Raw genomic sequence first — 18032 nt, forward strand, 5'->3', positions numbered from 1 at the left:
TCAAGTCTTCGCACTTGAGGATTTTTTGATAGAAAGCAATTTTAACCCCTTTCAGCAAGCTTTTGTTATAGAGGGAGAGACCTTCTCTTCAAAAAAACTCCATTGAGTCTGGCTTAAAATTGTGTTACAATAAGCCTTGAAGATGAATGAAAGAATATGGAAATAAGCATGAAAATAAGACCAGTGATTGGAATTACAGGAAATGAAAGACCCTTCCCAGATGATCCAGACGCGAACATGAGCTATGCGGCGACTGGTTTTGTCGAAGCGGTCAAAGAGGCAGGAGGGATTCCCTTGATCTTGCCGATTGGAGATGCGGCCTTGGCCAAAGACTACATATCGATGATTGATAAGCTCATCATCACCGGTGGACAAAATGTCTTGCCCAAGTTTTACGGAGAAGAAATCACCATCGACAGTGATGACTACCTCTTGAAACGCGATCTCTTTGAGTTGGCCTTGATTGAAGAAGCGCGTGCGGCTAAAAAAGCTATCTTTACCGTTTGCCGTGGGACCCAGCTCTATAATGTCGCTCTAGGGGGAACTCTGTATCAAGATATTGAACACCACTGGCAGGACAATCCAGGTCAGTACACCAGTCAAGAGTTGGTGACCAAGGATCAGACGGTCCTGCAAGAGATCTATGGTAAGACCAGTCGCATCAATTCTTTCCATCATCAAAGTATTAAAGACTTGGCAGATGGCTTAGAAGTAATCGCGCGGGATCCTAAAGATGACATCATAGAAGCCGTTCAATCCACAGATGAGAGCCGTTTCCTCGGAGTTCAGTGGCATCCAGAACTACGTTTTGACAAGAGCCCAGCAGATCGCAAGCTCTTTGAATATGTCGTGACTCAATTATAAAGAGGACCAGCTCCCTTAGGAATTTTTCCTAAGGGGCTTTTTCTTTAATCTGCGTAAGAAAGACTGTAAATTGTGCCTAGGTTTTGGAGGAGGATGCGCTACAATAGAGCTAGTAGAATGAGGAGGATTAGGACATGTATCAATTTCCAAAGGATTTTTTATGGGGGAGTTCGACCTCGGGGCCTCAAACAGAAGGACGTCTAGCCCAGGATGGAAAGGGAGACAATCTCTGGGATTACTGGTATAGGGTCGAGCCCAACCGCTTTTATCAAGGGCAAGGACCAGAGAAAACATCGACTTTTTATGAACACTGGGAAGAAGATCTGGACCTCTTGTTAGAAACCGGCCACACGGCCTTTCGAACCTCTATCCAGTGGTCACGTATTTTCCCAGAAGGACGAGGGGAGATCAATCAAGCAGGTGTTGATTTCTACCGCCGTGTCTTTGAAAAGATTAAAGAAAAAGGGATTCACCTCTTGGTCAACCTCTATCATTTTGATTTACCGATGGCTCTTCAAGAGCAAGGGGATGGTTGGGAAAATAAAGAAACCGCCTATGCTTACCAGGAATATGCGCGTTTTTGTTTCAAGACCTATGGAGATCTGGTCGATCAGTGGATCACCTTTAATGAACCTATTGTCCCTGTAGAATTTGGTTATTTTTATGATGCCCATTTTCCTCATAAGGTAGATGCAGCTACAGCTGTAAAAGTAGCCTACCACACCCAGTTAGCAAGCTCTCTAGCGGTCAAGGCCTGTCACGAGGTGGATCCCAATTCCCGGATCGGGATTGTGCTCAATCTGACACCAGCCTACCCTCGGAGCCAGCATCCAGAAGATGTGAAAGCCGCTCGTATCGCCGAGCTCTTCCAAGCCAAATCTTTTTTAGATCCTTCTGTTCTTGGCCATTATCCTCAAGAATTAGTGGAGATCTTGCGGGAGCGTGATCTCTTGCCAGATTATGATCCCTTTGAGTTGCGCTTGATGGAGGAAAATACCGTCGACTATCTAGGTGTTAACTATTACCAACCACTCCGTGTAGCAGCTCCTCGTTATGCTCCGAATCCAGCTTCTCCCCTACTCTTTGAGCAATTTTATGAACCCTATGTCATGCCAGGTCGCAAGATTAATCCCCACCGTGGTTGGGAAATCTATGAGCAAGGCCTGTATGACATTGCCAAAAATATCAAGGAAAACTATGGCAATATCGAGTGGATTTTGACAGAAAATGGGATGGGGGTCGAAGGCGAGGAAAAATTCCGCGAGAATGGGGTGATCCAAGATGACTACCGGATTGACTTTGTCAAAGACCATCTTCGTGAGCTCCATCGGGCTATTCAAGATGGTGCCAATTGTAAAGGCTATTTGATCTGGACCTTTATTGACTGCTGGTCTTGGCTCAATGGCTACAAGAACCGCTATGGTTTAGTTGAGTTGGATCTCGAAAGTCAAAAACGCACCCTCAAAAAATCCGGCCATTGGTTCCGTGAATTGAGCCAGCAGAATGGATTTGAAGAGTAGAAAAAGCAACCTATCAACCAAGATGTTGATAGGTTTTTCTTAACCCTTCCTTAACTAGACCAATTTTCTTATATTTCCTAGTTGACAAACTGGAAAAAGCATTGTATACTGACTCCAATGGTTACTTTTTTGGTAAATTAGACTAGACCAATTTACAGTAACTGAGAAATCGACCATGGGTCGTTTGACTAAGTAAAGGGGAAAGTATAGCAAGACTATATCGTAAAGACTATGTGCGGAATCGTTGGTGTTGTAGGAAATACAAATGCTACTGATATTTTGATTCAAGGACTTGAAAAGCTCGAATACCGAGGTTATGACTCTGCAGGTGTTTTTCTGGCTAGTGAAGGCAAGAGCCAATTGGTAAAGGCAGTTGGTCGCATTGCAGAATTGTCAGCTAAGGCAGAAGGTGTCGAAGGGGAAGCGGGAATTGGACATACCCGTTGGGCCACTCATGGAAAACCAACTGAGGACAATGCTCACCCACACCGTTCGGAGACAGGTCGTTTTGTTTTGGTCCACAATGGCGTCATTGAAAACTACCTTGAAATCAAGGAAGAATACCTGGCTGGTCACCATTTCAAGGGGCAAACAGATACAGAAATCGCAGCCCACTTGATCGGAAAATTTGCTGAAGAAGAGGGCTTGTCTACGCTTGAAGCCTTCAAAAAAGCCCTCCACATCATCCGTGGGGCCTATGCTTTTGCTTTGATGGATGCGGAAGATCCAAGCACCATCTATGTGGCAAAAAATAAATCACCACTCTTGATCGGTCTTGGCGATGGTTACAATATGGTCTGCTCTGATGCCATGGCCATGATTCGTGAAACCAACCAATACATGGAAATCCATGACCAAGAGTTGGTCATTGTCAAGGCTGACAGCGTTGAAGTGCAAGACTATGATGGAAACGTCAAAGAACGGGCTAGCTACACGGCTGAACTTGACCTTTCTGATATTGGAAAAGGGACTTACCCATACTACATGCTCAAGGAAATCGATGAGCAACCAACTGTCATGCGTAAGTTGATCCAAGCCTATACAGATGAATCTGGTCAAGTAGTAGTAGACCCAGCTATTATCAAGGCTGTTCAAGAAGCAGACCGCATCTATATCCTTGCGGCTGGTACCTCTTACCATGCTGGATTTGCGTCTAAAAAAATGTTGGAAGAGTTGACGGATACCCCAGTAGAACTCGGTATTTCATCTGAGTGGGGGTATGGTATGCCACTTCTCAGCAAGAAACCACTCTTCATCTTTATCAGCCAATCTGGTGAAACAGCCGATAGCCGCCAAGTATTGGTCAAAGCCAATGAAATGGGCATTCCAAGCTTGACAGTGACCAATGTTCCAGGTTCAACTCTTTCACGTGAAGCAGACATGACCATGTTGCTCCATGCTGGTCCTGAAATTGCGGTAGCTTCTTCTAAGGCTTATACGGCTCAAATCGCAGCCCTTGCCTTTCTGGCGAAAGCTGTTGGGGAAGCTAATGGCAATGAGAAGGCCAAAGCCTTTGATTTGGTGCACGAATTGTCTATCGTTGCCCAATCGATCGAATCAACCCTTTCAGAAAAAGAAGTGATCGATGAAAAAGTTCGTGGCTTGTTGGAAACAACCCGCAATGCTTTCTATATCGGACGTGGCCAAGATTACTATGTTGCCATGGAAGCCAGTCTGAAATTAAAAGAAATTTCTTACATCCAATGTGAAGGCTTCGCTGCGGGTGAGTTGAAACACGGGACCATCGCTCTGATCGAAGAGGGTACACCGGTTATCGCCCTCTTGTCTGATCCAGTCCTAGCCAGCCACACACGTGGAAACATCCAAGAAGTGGCAGCACGTGGGGCTCATGTTTTAACCATTGCAGAGGAAAATGTTGCTAAAGAGACAGATGATTTGGTCTTGACAGCGGTTCACCCTTACCTCTCTCCAATCTCAATGGTAGTACCAACCCAATTGATTGCCTACTTTGCAACCCTTCATCGTGGGCTCGATGTTGATAAACCACGGAACCTTGCTAAGTCTGTAACAGTTGAATAAAATTATCTGTTCTATATAGAAAAAACATCCTCGTTAGGTTTTTCCTAGCGAGGATGTTTGCTTTATTTTTCAAAACCTTGCAAGGCTTTGAGGCGTTCTTCTGTTTGTCCCTTGGCATCTAGTTTTTTACCTTGGTAGACAGCAGATTCCCATGATCCATACATTGGATTTGGGAAGATGATGAATTTTTCACCAAATTCTTTTTGCAATTCGTCCAATTTCTTGTCGCGATCAGCTTCAGATGTCTTAGAGAAGTCTGCAAAGTCAACCAGGTTGTCCCCAAAAAGCAAGACAAGATTGGTCTTTTCTTGCACAGCTTGGCGACGGCCTTCTTTTGATTTGACGCCATCTTCTAAGAACATGAGGTGGTCACGTCCTTGAACAGGAATGCCTTCTTTTTCAAGATTCTTGATGGTATCATCTACTTGAGAGGTTGTACGGTCAGAAATGTAGTAGATTTGAACCCCGTTTTGATCCGCATATTGAAGAAAATCTTTGGCACCTGGCACCGCTTTTGCGGCTGCTTTTTTCACCCAAACATCCCAATCTTTAGGATTGAAGGCCGTACCATCTTTGACGTTTTGAACTTGGTAAGGGCTGTTGTCTAAAACAGTTTCGTCCAAATCCAAGACGATGGAATAAGGCTTATCAGAAGGAGTTTGGAGGATCTCTTTCAAACGGTCAGTAGCGACATTGTAGCCTTGTAAATACAAAGCCTTAGTTTCAGCTGCCTTTTGGTACCAAAGGACAGACATGGTATTTTCTTGTGAGCGCTGTTGATCATAGGTCATCGTCACCTGATTTTTAGTGCTGCTTGCTTTTGTCTCTTGCGTTTTGTTGGTGTTGCTTCCACAACTCGTCAGTAAAATGACAGAAGCAAGAGCAGAAACGATGGTAAAGGTGGTTTTTGTTGTTTTCATAAACCGTACACTCCTTAAAATTATTCTATAAAAATTATACTCCTTTCAATCTTGCCTGACAAGAAAGAGGAGAAGGTGTCTAGGAATCGGTGAAAAGAACAAAGGAGAAAAAATGCTGTTATGAAAGGTTTCTTCGCCTCAACATATGCTATTTTTTCCTTTAAAAGAAGGGGTATAGTTTTTTGCTATAACCAGGTCAAGAAAAGATCAAAGCGGTCCTTTTCTTCTAAAATGAAACAATAAAGAAAGATACCCGCAAGTCCCTATTTTCAAGGACTTGCGTTTTTTTGATACCTTTCTTAATAAAGAAATTTTAAGGCCTTGATAGGGAAAATATATTAGTCAGCTACTTTTCGAGGTGATATCATGGTTACAAATTCCAGAAGGGAAGCAGTCAATCTTTCTGTTGGAGAAATATTGAGGAGGATGTACAGTATGAGTAAAAAAGAATTGGTTCTTCGTGCCATTCGAGGCGAAGCAGTAGAGCGAATCCCTGTAGGATTTTGGCTCCATTATGTGACCCAAGAAGAAAAAGAATTGGGGCTAGACAATCCGGCTGTAGTTGAAAAAAGTATTAAAGGACACCAACACTATGTAGAAGAGATTTCACCTGATTTTGTCAAGATCATGAGCGATGGCTTTTTCCGCTATCCGAGTGCACTTTATTCGAAAGAGATCACATCAATCAAAGAATTGAAGGATATTCAGCCCATCGGGGAGCATCATCCTTGGATTGAAAAACAAATTGAAGTGGTCAAGGAGATTCGTTCTCATTTCCATGAAGAGATTGCTTCTTTCTACAATATCTTCTCGCCTATTTCTTATTTGAAACGCTGGTTCCGTACGGATCAATCCCGTGGAGACCAAGTGATTACAGACTTTATCAAGGAGGATCCAGAAACTTTAGCTCATGTCCTTGACGTGATTGCAGGAGACATCGCTACTTTAAGTCGCCGCTTGATCCAAGAAGCAGGTGTTGAAGGGATTTACTTCTCAACCCAGCAGGTCCAAGATGAGCGAGTGACAGATGAAGAATACCGCAAGATTATTGAACCGAGCAGTATCGCTGTCCTAGAAGCGGCCAATGAAGCGGGTGGCATCAATATCCTTCATATCTGTGGCTTTGAAGGAGCTAGCAATGAAGTGGAACTCTTCAAGGATTATCCAGCTCAGGTTATCAACTGGGCGACCCATCATGAAGGGATCAGCTTAGCAGAGGGGCGCAAGCTCTTTGGCAATCGCGCCGTCTTGGGTGGCTTTGTCAATGGTAAGAAAGGCTTGCTCTACCAAGGGGAACGAGCAACTATCGAGCAAGAAACCCGTCGCTTGGTGGCAGAAGCTGGAAGTCGCGGTTTGATCCTTGGAGCAGACTGCACCGTGCCAGACGATTTCCAATTGGAACGTCTTGATTGGGTGCGCCAAGCAGCTGTCTTATAAAAGAGAAAGGAGAGGGAGATGAAAAAAATCAATATTTGGTGTCTGATGCTGGTAGCTTTATTCCTAGTCCTAGGACTCGCAAAAGTTGCTGCCGCTAGCAGTCAAGAGGAAAGCAAAACGGATCCGGATGTGGAAAGACTGGAGAAAATTCCAGCTCATAGTCTCTCCCTCATTCGCCCGTCTGATCTAGCAGGAGTCCTGCTCCTAGAAGATCAGTGATAAAAAAAGATGAAGGGCTTGATAAAAAATATATATTAGTCAAACAATTATCGAAGTGATAAGATAACAAACAAGAAAAGATTAGAACGAGGTAAGAACATGTCATCAAAAAGAGAATTAGTCTTAAAAGCTTTTAAAGGAGAAGCAGTTGACCGTGTGCCAGTTGGATTTTGGCATCATTTTACAACAGAAGAAGAATGGTTGAAAGGATTTTCCAATCCGGAAATTATTGAAAAAAATCTCAATGGCCATAAAAACTTTCTTCACAAGGTCAAACCAGACTTTGTCAAACTTATGAGCGATGGTTACTTTGCTTATCCAAATCCAGCTATTCACAAAGGCCTTGAAAACATCTCAGATTTAGCAGGGATTGAACCGCTTGGAGCCGATCATCCATGGATCACAGAGCAAGTAGAGCTCGTTAAAAAAATCCGTGCTGGTTTTGAAGAAGACATTGTGGCTATCTACAATATCTTTGCTCCAGTGACCTACTTCAAATGGTTGGTCGGAGAAGTTTCGGGAGGAGATGACTTGATCGCAAACTTTATCGATCAAGATGCAGCAACTCTTAAAAAAGTATTGGATACGATTGGCCAAGATATTGCAAGTTTGAGCCAACGAATCATCAAAGAAGCAGGGGCAGACGGGATCTACCTCAGTGTTCAAAGCATCCAAGATGCGCGCGTGAGCCAAGAAGTTTATAAAAATAGTATTGCACCGAGTGAACTCCATGTCTTAGAGGCAGCCAATGAAGCCGGTGGCGTAAATATCCTTCATATCTGTGGCTACGAAGGAGCTCGCAATGATATCCATCTCTTCACAGGCTACCCAGCCCAAGTCATTAACTGGGCAGTTGGACCAGAAGGCATCAGCCTAGCAGAAGGACGCGAAATCTTCGGTGGACGCACGGTTCTTGGTGGTTTTGAAAATGGCAAAAATGGTCTTCTTTACACAGGAGATAAGGCTGCGATCCAAGCAGAAACCAAACGCATCATCGCAGAAACAGGAACCACAGGTTTGGTCATTGGTGCCGATTGTACGATTCCAAGTGACATTGATGAAGAACGAATCGAATGGGTTCGTGAAGCTGCAGCAGAATAAGGAAAATAGAAAGAGGGAGAACAGAGTATGAGTAAAAAAACATGGATTATCGGTGGGGTGGCAGTGCTTGCCATTGCAGGTGCAACCATTCTTGGACGGAGCTTGAACCATGCAAACGACAGCAGAGGCTCAACAGGATCGAACAAGGTGACAACCTTGAAAGTAGCCCACACTCAAAACTATGTACCGTATGATTTCGTTGATGAAAAAGGAGAGTCAGATGGCTATGAAGTAGCCGTTCTCAAAGCCATTGACGAAAAACTACCAGACTACAAGTTTGAGTACACCGGAACAAGTGATGACGATCTCTTGATTGGTCTAGAATCTGGTAAATACGATATCGGAACCAAAGGAGCTTGGTATACCGAAGAACGTGCCAAGAAATTTATCATTCCAAAAGAACCAATCGGAGCAAGTATCATCGGATTTACCGTCCGGAAAGAAGATGCGAATAAATACAAGAACATCGATGACTTCGCTAAAGAAAAAGGAAAATTGGTTCCAATTTCACCACAAAATGCACAATGGAATGTTATTAAAGAATACAATGAAAAGCATAAGGACCAACAAATCGAATTAACAGCTGCGGAATCTTTCAAAGTCGCAGATGCCTATGCTTGGGTTCTTGAAGGACGTTACGATGCCTTCTTTGATATCAAACTTTCCTTTGAAAAAGCTGTCACAGATAAAGATGGTTCTTACCACCAATATGCGGACAAACTGAGCTGGTTTGCCTACAAAGGAATTCCAACTTACCCATTGATCCATAAGGATAAGAAAAACGAAAAATTTGCGGAAGCATACAGCAAGGCCATCAAAGAATTGGAAAAAGATGGGACACTTGCTAAATTGTCGAAAAAATATTTCGGTGAAGATGTCTTCAGTTATGTAGATAAAGAGAAATAAGATGGAACTGGGTGCGCATAGCCCCAGCTTCCTTATTTCTATATGGATACAGAAAGGAAAAGAAACATGGTCTCATACGACATTTCCAAGGTCTGGTCATTTCTTCCAACCTTGGTCCAAGCCCTACCAGCGACCCTAGCTTTGATGGTTTTAACGACGGTTCTCGGTTCTGCATTTGGCTTGGTTTTGACCTGGGCACAAGTATCAGAAGATAAGGTAGGAGCAGGTCTGGCAAAAGGCTATGTCTTTATTTTGCGTTGTACTCCTCCGATTGTCTTGCTCTTTTTGGTCTTTTATGGACTTCCCCAATTTTTGAACTGGTGGTTGGGCATTGACATTGACCACTGGTCCAAGTTTGTCTTTGTCCTTGTTGCCATGTTTCTTCTCTTTGCCGCGATGATCTCTGAGGTTTTCAAGGCAGCCTATTTGGCCATTCCAAAAGGTCAGATGGAAGCGGGCTTGAGTATCGGCTTGACGCCGGCTCAAACCATTTGGCGGATTGTCCTTCCCCAAGCCTTTCGTGTGGCTCTTCCAAATATGACGACTGCCATCTTAAACCTCATGCGCGATGCCGCTTTGGCTTATACTATTGGCTTTATCGATATCATGGGAGCAGGAAACAACTTGATCAGTCGCAATCTTGGGAATTATTCCCTCGAAACGTATACAGCCGTAGCAGTGATCTACTGGGCAATTGCCCTTGTGATCTCCCTCTCCGCTCAACTCCTTGAGAAACGACTCAGTGTAACAGAAAGGTAGCTTATGGATTTCAATTTTATTAGTAAAACATTTCTAGCCACCTTGGGTGGTGTTCCAGTGACCCTTCTGATCATGGTCGTGTCGATTCTCTTGAGTTTTTTTCCAGCCCTCTTTTTGGCGCTCGGTCAGATCTATAAGGTCAAAGGGGTTCGCAGTTTCTCAGTGGTTTACTTGGCTTTTATTCGCGCGACGCCTCCGATTCTCTTGATTCTCTTCTTTTATAGTCTCTTTCCCAGCCTCTTGAATAGCTTTTTTAAGAGTATTGGCAGTCACTTTAATGTCTTTGAGATCAATCCCATTTACTATGCCTTTATCATCTTTAGCTTGATGACTACAGGGAGTCTGGCTGAAATTCTACGCTCAGCCATCCTGACCGTGGATAAGGGCCAGCTAGAAGCAGCGCAAGCCATTGGTTTGACCAATCGCCAAGCCTATATCCGCATTGTTTTTCCCCAAGCCCTGCGTTCAGCCCTGCCCAATTTGTGTAACTTGGTTATCAACTTGGTCAAAGGAACCTCCCTTGTCTTTGTCATGACCATCAAGGATATCACCGCCATTGCCAAGGTCGAAGCCTCTTATGGTTATCAATATTTTGAATCCTATCTCGTGATTTTTATTCTTTATATTGTCATTTGTGGGGTGATTCAGTGGGGATTCAACCTCTTGGAAAAACGCCTGACACTCGCTTAGAAGAAGGAGAAATAAGAAGATGTTAGAAGTAGAACACGTATCGAAAAAATTTAAGGACCATCAGGTCCTGGTAGATGTCAATCTCAAGGTTAATCAAGGGGACGTTGTCGTCATTTTGGGCCCATCTGGATCAGGAAAAACAACTTTCCTTCGTTGCCTCAACCACTTGGAAAAGGCAGACACAGGCCACCTAACCCTAGGTGGAAAAGAATATGACCTCTCAAAACTTAGCAAAAAAGAGATTCTAGAAATCCGCCAAAAGACAGCCTTTGTCTTCCAGCATTATAATCTCTTTGCCAACAAAACAGCTCTTGAAAATATCTTAGAAGGCCTGGTTGTAGCTCGTAAGATTCCAAAAGAAGAAGCCATCCGACGGGCGGAATCCGCCCTTGAAAAAGTTGGTCTCCTCGCTTATAAGGATTACTATCCTTCTCAATTATCAGGTGGTCAGCAGCAACGGATCGGAATCGCACGTGCCATTGCAGTGAAACCAGATGTGATCTTGCTGGACGAGCCGACTTCAGCACTGGACCCAGAGTTGGTTGGGGATGTCTTAGATGTCATGAAACAGCTAGCCCAAGAAGGAGTGACCATGGTTGTCGTAACGCATGAGATGAGCTTTGCGCGTGATGTGGCTAATCATGTCATCTTTATGGATGGCGGGCATATCATTGAAGAAAATGAGCCCCATGAATTCTTCAACAGTCCAAAGGAAGAGCGAACCAAACAATTCCTTTCACGGATTTTATCCGACGCCACTTATAGTGTCGAATACATGATTTAACAAGAGGCACACCTAGTAAGGGTGTGTTTTTTGGATTCTGGAAAAAATTTAAAAATTAGCTCATTTTTTAAAAATCATTACGAATAATATAAGTGAGAGGGAAATATGACTGATAAAAAACAACGATTTGTACTACTATTCTTACTGACTTTGTTTCTAGGAGGTTGCAGTCTTTTTACGGATAAAGCTGCTGAGAGAAGAGAAATGATTCAGATTGCAGAAAGCACGAAAATGGAGCGAGCGATAAGACACTTGTTAATCAGTATCGATCCGAAAGCTTTCACTTCAGAAGGAGTCATTCACTCCTATACCCTGATAAAAGGTGAATTGGAATACAATCCAATGGGAGGGATGAATGTTTATCTCGTGATCAATGGCGATAAAAAGTTAACGATCGATACGACTATTCAAATGGAAGATTCAGGACAGTTCGAAGCAGGTAGTTACGGTATTTCAGCAAAATTAGATGATCTGTTAAGTAAAGCAGAAGAGACTGGGAAATAAATTCATAGTGGAGTCATTCATGGAAGCATCAAAGGAAAATATGAGAACTAAAATAATAGGGACGTTATGGTTATTGCTAACCACTTTGTGCCTAGGAGGATGTAGTCTTACTACCGGACGATCAGAGCAACGAAGAGAAATGCTAGAGATTGCAGAGAGTAAGCAATCAAAAAGAGTTCTCGAAAATATATTGAGACAAGAAGATCCCAATGCCTTGACAGCGGAGGGGATTGTGAAGTCATATAAAATTAATATCCACCGGCTGAGATCTCATCCCATGGGAGGTTTGACGATAGAAATGATGGTTAATGAGGATGAGAATTTAACCATTACGACAACCTTAACCCAAGAGTCTGATGGTCATATGGAACAGAATGGAGTAGTCATTTCAGGGGAATTATCCAAGAAATTAGTAAACGATAAATAAGGAATTGCAAGAGAATGAAAAAAAGATACAGTATGACCGTAATCATGATTCTGTCAGGGCTATTTCTAGGAGGATGCAGTCTTATTACCGGACAAGCTACAAAGAAACAAGAAATGATTCAGATCGCAGAGAGCAAGAAGATGAAAGTGGCGATTGAGAATATGTTAAAAAAATTAGATCCAAAAGCACTTACACCAGAAGGAAAAATTAAAACGTATAAAATTTCTAAAGATGATTTAGATTATAATCCAATGGGAGGACTATTAGTAAAAATAGTCATAAATAATGATGATAAGTTAGTTTTGAGCACAACTATACAAGAAGATGCTACTACAGGGAAATATGAAGAGACCTATTTTGGGAAAACAGAGGAGTTAAGTGATTTATTAACCAACAATTAAAATAGGTAACCAGAAACATTTTCTGAATCAAAGCTGGTATGTTACATCAATAGTTAGTGCTTGTAACCTTTTGGCAATGTTTTTTAACAAAAGTAACATTTCAGACGTTGATGGAATTTTGTATAATAAATTTTAAGAAAACTAGAAAAAGAAACGGGAAGAAATGAAAAAAAGTAAATTTATTGTGTTGATAATGGTAGTATTTAGCCTGAGCTTAGGAGGCTGTAGCTTTTTTAATGGACAATCTGCAAAAAAACAAGAAATGATTCAAATCGCAGAGAGTAAGCAAATGAAAGTGGCGATTGAAAAATATTTAAAAAAACAGGATCCAGAGGCATTAACTCCAAATGGGAAAATAAAGACTTATAGGATTTTAAAAGACAAATTAAAATATAACCCAATGGGAGGACTGATTCTAGAGGTAGTCATTAACAATGATGATACATTAATAATCAATATGACAGTTCAAGAGGAAGATTCTGGGGAATATACCGTTGCAGCGTCTGGGATGCCAAAAAAGTTAACGAGACTAATAAGAGGAGAAAGTGATGGTCATTAATTCTAATTTTTCGGATCTTCAACATCAGAAAACATCCTTATTGGAATATCAACCGTTAGAAATGGGTCAAGATTATTCTATTAACGATGGAGATGATTATATTGGTAACTTAGCTCACATCTATGATAGTGTAAATGGCAATGAAGAACAGGTCTTTGTACTAACGGATAGTGGCAAGGGGGTTGAACAAGATCCAGTCCCCTATTCTGCTTCTGATGAAGATCGCGCCCAAATCCATGATGTGACAGTTTTGATGAAGGGATCTGAAACTGAAATAAGTACACAAAAATTACTCCATGATACATTTACAGATTGGGTAGGGACAGATTTGCCAGCAGCTTCCAATATTTTGAACCCTGGTGGTGCAAGCGAGTATGCAACAGAATATGCGAAGAATTATGCGCGAGATAAGGCTAAAAATGGTTTTAACAATGCTGTAGAAGCTTTTGAAGATGCAATTATTCCTACATCTGTTAATCTTCCACCGGAGGCCACTCCCTTAGGTAGGTTCATACAAAAAGCGATGGACAATCCTGTCAGCAATTTCATACAGGAAAAAGCATCAGATGCGGTCGGCTTTTTTGCAGAAAGAACAGCCGAAGAACAGGTTAAATTTCCTGCTTTAATGGGAGCTGCTTTTTTAAAAAAATACAATGATGAAAACGGTACTTTCCCGCCTCCGCAGTTTAAAGATGCTGCAGCTCATTTGAAAGAGGTGATCCGAAAATACCCCAATGCCAAGATCGATCTATACGGTCACTCTCTGGGGTCTATGAATATTCAGTATGCGCTTGCCTGTTTGACGGAAGAGGAAGCTTCTCATATTGGGACTGTCCATCTATACAATGGCCCTAATGCCTATCCTATTTTAACACCCGAGCAAAAAGCGCGTATAGATTCGCTGAAGTACAAAATTTACAACCACATTGACCATAAAGATTTGGTTAGCTTGGGCTATCAGGATTCTGGAAGCAAGGAATCCAGTGGGATTGTCAAGCACCTCAAAACTAAAAATTTGATAAATACTGGCCTGCAGCACATGATGCATGGTTATATCTATGATAAGGATGGGAATTTGGTTCTTGAAAAGGGAACGGAAGCCATCACTCGCAAGGAAATCATTGAAGAGCGGATGAAGGTTTACTATCGCCTAAAGGATAAATTACAAAAAACAGGTGGTGGACTGAGTTCAAGTGAACAAATCTATCTCGATGCCTTGCAGGCACGCTTGGCTTCTGATGAGCTGATTCGAGTAGTGGATGAAGGGCTGGAGCAAGCTCAGAAATCTAAGGCACGACTGGATACAGATTTAGAAGCTTTGGAGAAAGTATTACAGACCGTTCCGAAAGGCTTCATTCTCAATCTTTCCGAAGTAGAAGAGGCCTATGCACAGGCTGGTGCAACAAGGCAAACAGTTGTCACTCAAGTAAGAGAAAGGTTCGACAATCGTTTGGCTGCATATCAGTCCTTATCGAATGAATTTCATGCTTTAAACGAGCAAGTGAATACAGGAATTGAGCTCTTAAAAGCAAAAGATCAAAAAATAGCAGGAGAAATGAACCAGTGGGAACAACTAGCTTATTAATTTCATCTACTCTTTCAAAAAAGGAAAAGAAACTAGATCACTTGGAAAGAGAGTTCCAAAAAGCGCGCTTGGAGCTAGATGAAAAGCGTTGCCTAGTGGAAAGAAAACAGCAGCTCTTCACCCAGATGCTGGAAGAAGAGTATGCGATGGCAGCTTCCTTTTTACAACAGCAGGAGATTGATAGCAGTTGTGAATGGGAGTCCCTCCATCGCTGTATCGAAGAGTATGATCTCGAAGCTAGAGAAGCTGCACAAGTAGCCTTAAAACAGATCGAAATCGAGGAAGAGAATTTATGGCAATCCTACCGGAAAGATAGACGCCAACTGGAAGAGGAGTTTGCACAAGATAAAGTTTCATAGTATAGAAGAGGAGGAAGTATGGGTGATAGTCCAGTCAAAGATTTCTTTGATTTAGATATGAAAGATAAGATGAGGATCATCGAAAGCCGAAAGAAACTTGAAAAAGATTTAATCCGTGTTGTCTATGCGCCCATTTTATTGGCCTGCAAGGCAGGAGTTGAGAAACGTTACAATGATGGATTGACTGCGATTACAACAGTAGCTGAAGAAGACGTCCAGGTAGTTGGAAAACAACTGGATCAGTCCATGGTGGGTCAATTTGCTAAAAACGTACAGACGGTTATTCAAGAAAAAGCTGGTAAATTTAAATCTATCTAGCCAAGAACTTCTATTTAAATATAGAATCTGGAGTGACTCCAGATTTTTTTAATAAATTTAAAAAATTATGTAAAAAAGTGTTGACAAAGAATTCAGTCTGCGTTATAATAATTTATGTAAACAAAAAGAGGTTGAAAAACCTACTGGTTTACAAGATCAATAGTGGAAAGGAGATGGTGATATGCTATTTCCAGAATTAAGACAACTAATTGATAAAAGGAAAAATAGAAACTGTTAGCCTGTAGGGCTATTATTATATAAATGAATTTAAATTATGTAAACAATCAAACAGCAGCCAATTGGTCTGCTAATTTTCAAGAATGAATTAAAATTATGTAAATTAGAGGTATACAATATGAACAACAACTTTAACAATATGGATGATCTTTTCAATCAACTAATGGGAAACATGGGTGGTTTTCGTTCTGAAAGCCGTCGCTACATGATCAACGGTCGTGAAGTGACACCAGAAGAATTCGCTATTTACCGCCAAACTGGTCAACTTCCAAATGAAGGAAGCGAGCAAGTGCAACACCATCAAGGTAAAGGAATGAAACAAGATGGGATCCTTGCAAAACTTGGTCGCAACTTGACCGAAGAAGCTCGTGAAGGAAAATTGGATCCGGTCATCGGACGTAATAAAGAAATTCAAGAAACTGCTGAAATCTTGTCTCGTCGTACCAAGAACAACCCTGTCCTTGTAGGGGATGCCGGTGTTGGTAAAACAGCAGTTGTAGAAGGTTTGGCACAAGCTATTGTGAACGGGGATGTTCCAGCTGCTATCAAGAATAAAGAAATCATCTCGATTGATATTTCTGGTCTAGAAGCTGGTACGCAATACCGTGGTAGCTTTGAAGAAAATATTCAAAATCTGATCCAAGAAGTCAAAGCTATGGGAAATGTTATTCTCTTCTTTGATGAAATCCATCAAATCCTTGGTGCAGGTAGCACAGGTGATGGTCAAGGCTCTAAAGGTCTTGCGGATATCATCAAACCTGCTCTTTCACGTGGGGAATTGACAGTCATTGGTGCAACGACTCAAGATGAATACCGTAACACTATCTTGAAGAATGCAGCTCTTGCTCGTCGTTTCAACGAAGTGAAAGTCAATGCTCCATCAGCTGAAGATACTTTCAAGATTCTCCAAGGGATCCGTGATCTTTATGAAAAACACCACAATGTCATCTTGCCAGATGAAGTTTTGAAAGCAGCAGTTGATTATTCTATCCAATACATTCCACAACGTAGCTTGCCTGATAAGGCCATTGACTTGGTCGATGTAACAGCTGCTCACTTGGCGGCTCAACATCCAGTAACAGATGTCCATGCTGTGGAACATGAAATTGAAGAAGAAAAAACCAAACAAGAAGAAGCTGCGGCTAAAGAAGATTACGAAGCAGCTTTGAAAGCAAAAGTTCGTATCGAAGAGCTTGAAAAGAAAATTGAAAACCATACAGAAGACCATAAGGTAACTGCAACAATCAACGATGTGGCTGAATCAGTAGAACGGATGACGGGTATCCCAGTGTCTCAAATGGGTGCAACTGATATCGAACGTTTGAAAGATATGGGTCACCGTTTGCAAACCAAGGTTATCGGTCAAGATAAAGCCGTTGAAGCAGTGGCACGTGCCATCCGTCGTAACCGTGCAGGATTTGACGAAGGGAACCGTCCAATCGGTAGCTTCCTCTTTGTAGGTCCTACTGGTGTCGGTAAGACTGAATTGGCTAAACAATTGGCTCTTGATATGTTCGGAACCAAAGATGCCATCATCCGTTTGGACATGTCAGAATACAGCGACCGCACAGCCGTTTCTAAATTGATTGGTACAACTGCTGGTTATGTTGGTTACGATGACAATAGCAATACTTTGACAGAACGTGTTCGCCGTAACCCTTACTCAATCGTCCTTCTCGATGAAATTGAAAAGGCAGATCCTCAAGTGATCACCCTTCTCCTTCAAGTCTTGGATGATGGTCGTTTGACAGATGGTCAAGGGAACACGGTCAACTTCAAGAACACTGTGATTATCGCCACTTCAAACGCTGGCTTTGGTTACGAAGCTAACTTGACAGAAGATGCGGATAAACCAGAACTCATGGATCGTTTGAAACCTTACTTCCGTCCAGAATTCTTGAACCGTTTCAACGCTGTCATTGAATTCTCACACTTGAGCAAGGAAGACCTTTCTAAGATTGTTGATTTGATGTTGGTAGATGTCAATAAGACCCTTTCTAAGAAAGAAATCGACTTGGCAGTGAGCGATGCAGCTAAAGAATATATGACTGAAGAAGGTTATGATGAAGTGATGGGTGTTCGTCCACTCCGTCGGGTAGTTGAACAACAAATCCGTGACAAAGTCACAGACTTCCACTTGGATAACTTGGATGCCAAACATCTCGAAGCAGACATGGAAGATGGTGTCCTTGTGATCAGAGAAAAAGACACAAAGAAGGAAGAAAACACTGATAAACAAGCAGACTAAGGCGAATTAGTTTGTGAAAAATAGAGACTGCTATCATATAGCAGTCTTTATTTTTTCTTCCCACCTGGGGGAAATTATTCGCCGTATGAGGCGAAAAATACCCTATTTGGGCTAAAAAAACATCAATAATTAGTGAAATTAATCCAATTTGAGC

The 18032-nt window shown here is 42.0% G+C and carries 19 protein-coding genes; 18 read left to right on the forward strand and 1 reads right to left on the reverse strand.

Annotated features, from left to right (window positions below; translation table 11 throughout):
* The first annotated feature begins 168 nt into the window (after positions 1–168).
* The 3 genes from I2F76_RS05340 to glmS all read left to right on the forward strand — a co-directional run bounded on the left by I2F76_RS05340 (position 169) and on the right by glmS (position 4424).
* The gene (locus tag I2F76_RS05340; RefSeq protein WP_021154354.1) at positions 169–864 is read left to right on the forward strand and encodes a gamma-glutamyl-gamma-aminobutyrate hydrolase family protein; all 696 of its coding nucleotides are present in this window, start codon (positions 169–171) and stop codon (positions 862–864) included.
* A gap of 134 nt (positions 865–998) precedes the next feature.
* Positions 999–2384, forward strand: a complete 1386-nt coding sequence (locus tag I2F76_RS05345) for a glycoside hydrolase family 1 protein (protein WP_195487397.1) — start codon at positions 999–1001, stop codon at positions 2382–2384.
* A 231-nt stretch (positions 2385–2615) separates the two neighbouring features.
* Complete coding sequence (gene glmS / locus I2F76_RS05350) at positions 2616–4424, forward strand: glutamine--fructose-6-phosphate transaminase (isomerizing) (protein ID WP_195487398.1); 1809 nt, start codon at positions 2616–2618, stop codon at positions 4422–4424.
* A 62-nt stretch (positions 4425–4486) separates the two neighbouring features.
* On the opposite strand, the gene I2F76_RS05355 is transcribed toward glmS, so the two are convergent.
* On the reverse strand, positions 4487–5344 hold the full coding sequence (locus I2F76_RS05355) for a 5'-nucleotidase, lipoprotein e(P4) family (RefSeq protein ID WP_195327185.1): 858 nt from the start codon (positions 5342–5344) through the stop codon (positions 4487–4489).
* A gap of 426 nt (positions 5345–5770) precedes the next feature.
* On the opposite strand from I2F76_RS05355, the gene I2F76_RS05360 reads away from it, so the two are divergent.
* The 15 genes from I2F76_RS05360 to I2F76_RS05430 all read left to right on the forward strand — a co-directional run bounded on the left by I2F76_RS05360 (position 5771) and on the right by I2F76_RS05430 (position 17878).
* Positions 5771–6781: a uroporphyrinogen decarboxylase family protein gene (locus tag I2F76_RS05360; protein WP_416385348.1), complete on the forward strand. Its 1011-nt coding sequence runs from the start codon at positions 5771–5773 to the stop codon at positions 6779–6781.
* An 18-nt stretch (positions 6782–6799) separates the two neighbouring features.
* A complete protein-coding gene (locus I2F76_RS05365; RefSeq protein WP_006595041.1) occupies positions 6800–7000 on the forward strand; it encodes a hypothetical protein in 201 nt (66 codons plus the stop codon).
* Positions 7001–7099: 99 nt separating this feature from the next.
* Entirely contained in the window at positions 7100–8101 is a 1002-nt protein-coding gene (locus tag I2F76_RS05370; RefSeq protein ID WP_195487400.1) for a uroporphyrinogen decarboxylase family protein, read from the forward strand.
* A gap of 27 nt (positions 8102–8128) precedes the next feature.
* Complete coding sequence (locus tag I2F76_RS05375) at positions 8129–9007, forward strand: transporter substrate-binding domain-containing protein (protein WP_155169342.1); 879 nt, start codon at positions 8129–8131, stop codon at positions 9005–9007.
* 66 nt (positions 9008–9073) lie between these two features.
* The gene (locus I2F76_RS05380) at positions 9074–9766 is read left to right on the forward strand and encodes an amino acid ABC transporter permease (RefSeq protein WP_049507562.1); all 693 of its coding nucleotides are present in this window, start codon (positions 9074–9076) and stop codon (positions 9764–9766) included.
* Between the two features lie 3 nt (positions 9767–9769).
* A complete protein-coding gene (locus tag I2F76_RS05385) occupies positions 9770–10456 on the forward strand; it encodes an amino acid ABC transporter permease (RefSeq protein WP_003004305.1) in 687 nt (228 codons plus the stop codon).
* 19 nt (positions 10457–10475) lie between these two features.
* Positions 10476–11240: an amino acid ABC transporter ATP-binding protein gene (locus I2F76_RS05390; protein WP_049507565.1), complete on the forward strand. Its 765-nt coding sequence runs from the start codon at positions 10476–10478 to the stop codon at positions 11238–11240.
* 105 nt (positions 11241–11345) lie between these two features.
* Entirely contained in the window at positions 11346–11744 is a 399-nt protein-coding gene (locus tag I2F76_RS05395) for a DUF1310 family protein (RefSeq protein ID WP_070448947.1), read from the forward strand.
* A gap of 19 nt (positions 11745–11763) precedes the next feature.
* Positions 11764–12171, forward strand: coding sequence for a DUF1310 family protein (locus I2F76_RS05400; RefSeq protein ID WP_024056359.1), 408 nt, complete (start codon positions 11764–11766; stop codon positions 12169–12171).
* 14 nt (positions 12172–12185) lie between these two features.
* The gene (locus I2F76_RS05405; protein ID WP_024056358.1) at positions 12186–12572 is read left to right on the forward strand and encodes a DUF1310 family protein; all 387 of its coding nucleotides are present in this window, start codon (positions 12186–12188) and stop codon (positions 12570–12572) included.
* A gap of 163 nt (positions 12573–12735) precedes the next feature.
* Positions 12736–13131 carry a DUF1310 family protein gene (locus I2F76_RS05410; protein ID WP_024056357.1) on the forward strand — a complete coding sequence of 132 codons (396 nt, stop codon included), beginning with the start codon at positions 12736–12738 and terminating at the stop codon, positions 13129–13131.
* Positions 13121–14716 carry a hypothetical protein gene (locus I2F76_RS05415; RefSeq protein WP_070448949.1) on the forward strand — a complete coding sequence of 532 codons (1596 nt, stop codon included), beginning with the start codon at positions 13121–13123 and terminating at the stop codon, positions 14714–14716. Before I2F76_RS05410 ends, I2F76_RS05415 begins: the two co-directional genes overlap by 11 nt.
* Positions 14695–15075 carry a hypothetical protein gene (locus I2F76_RS05420; protein ID WP_024056354.1) on the forward strand — a complete coding sequence of 127 codons (381 nt, stop codon included), beginning with the start codon at positions 14695–14697 and terminating at the stop codon, positions 15073–15075. Before I2F76_RS05415 ends, I2F76_RS05420 begins: the two co-directional genes overlap by 22 nt.
* Before the next feature lie 18 nt (positions 15076–15093).
* Complete coding sequence (locus I2F76_RS05425; protein WP_024056353.1) at positions 15094–15393, forward strand: hypothetical protein; 300 nt, start codon at positions 15094–15096, stop codon at positions 15391–15393.
* A gap of 355 nt (positions 15394–15748) precedes the next feature.
* Positions 15749–17878 carry an AAA family ATPase gene (locus tag I2F76_RS05430; RefSeq protein WP_023919529.1) on the forward strand — a complete coding sequence of 710 codons (2130 nt, stop codon included), beginning with the start codon at positions 15749–15751 and terminating at the stop codon, positions 17876–17878.
* The last annotated feature ends 154 nt before the right edge of the window (positions 17879–18032 follow it).

The organism is Streptococcus parasanguinis (genome assembly GCF_015557775.1).
GTDB lineage: Bacteria > Bacillota > Bacilli > Lactobacillales > Streptococcaceae > Streptococcus > Streptococcus parasanguinis_AA.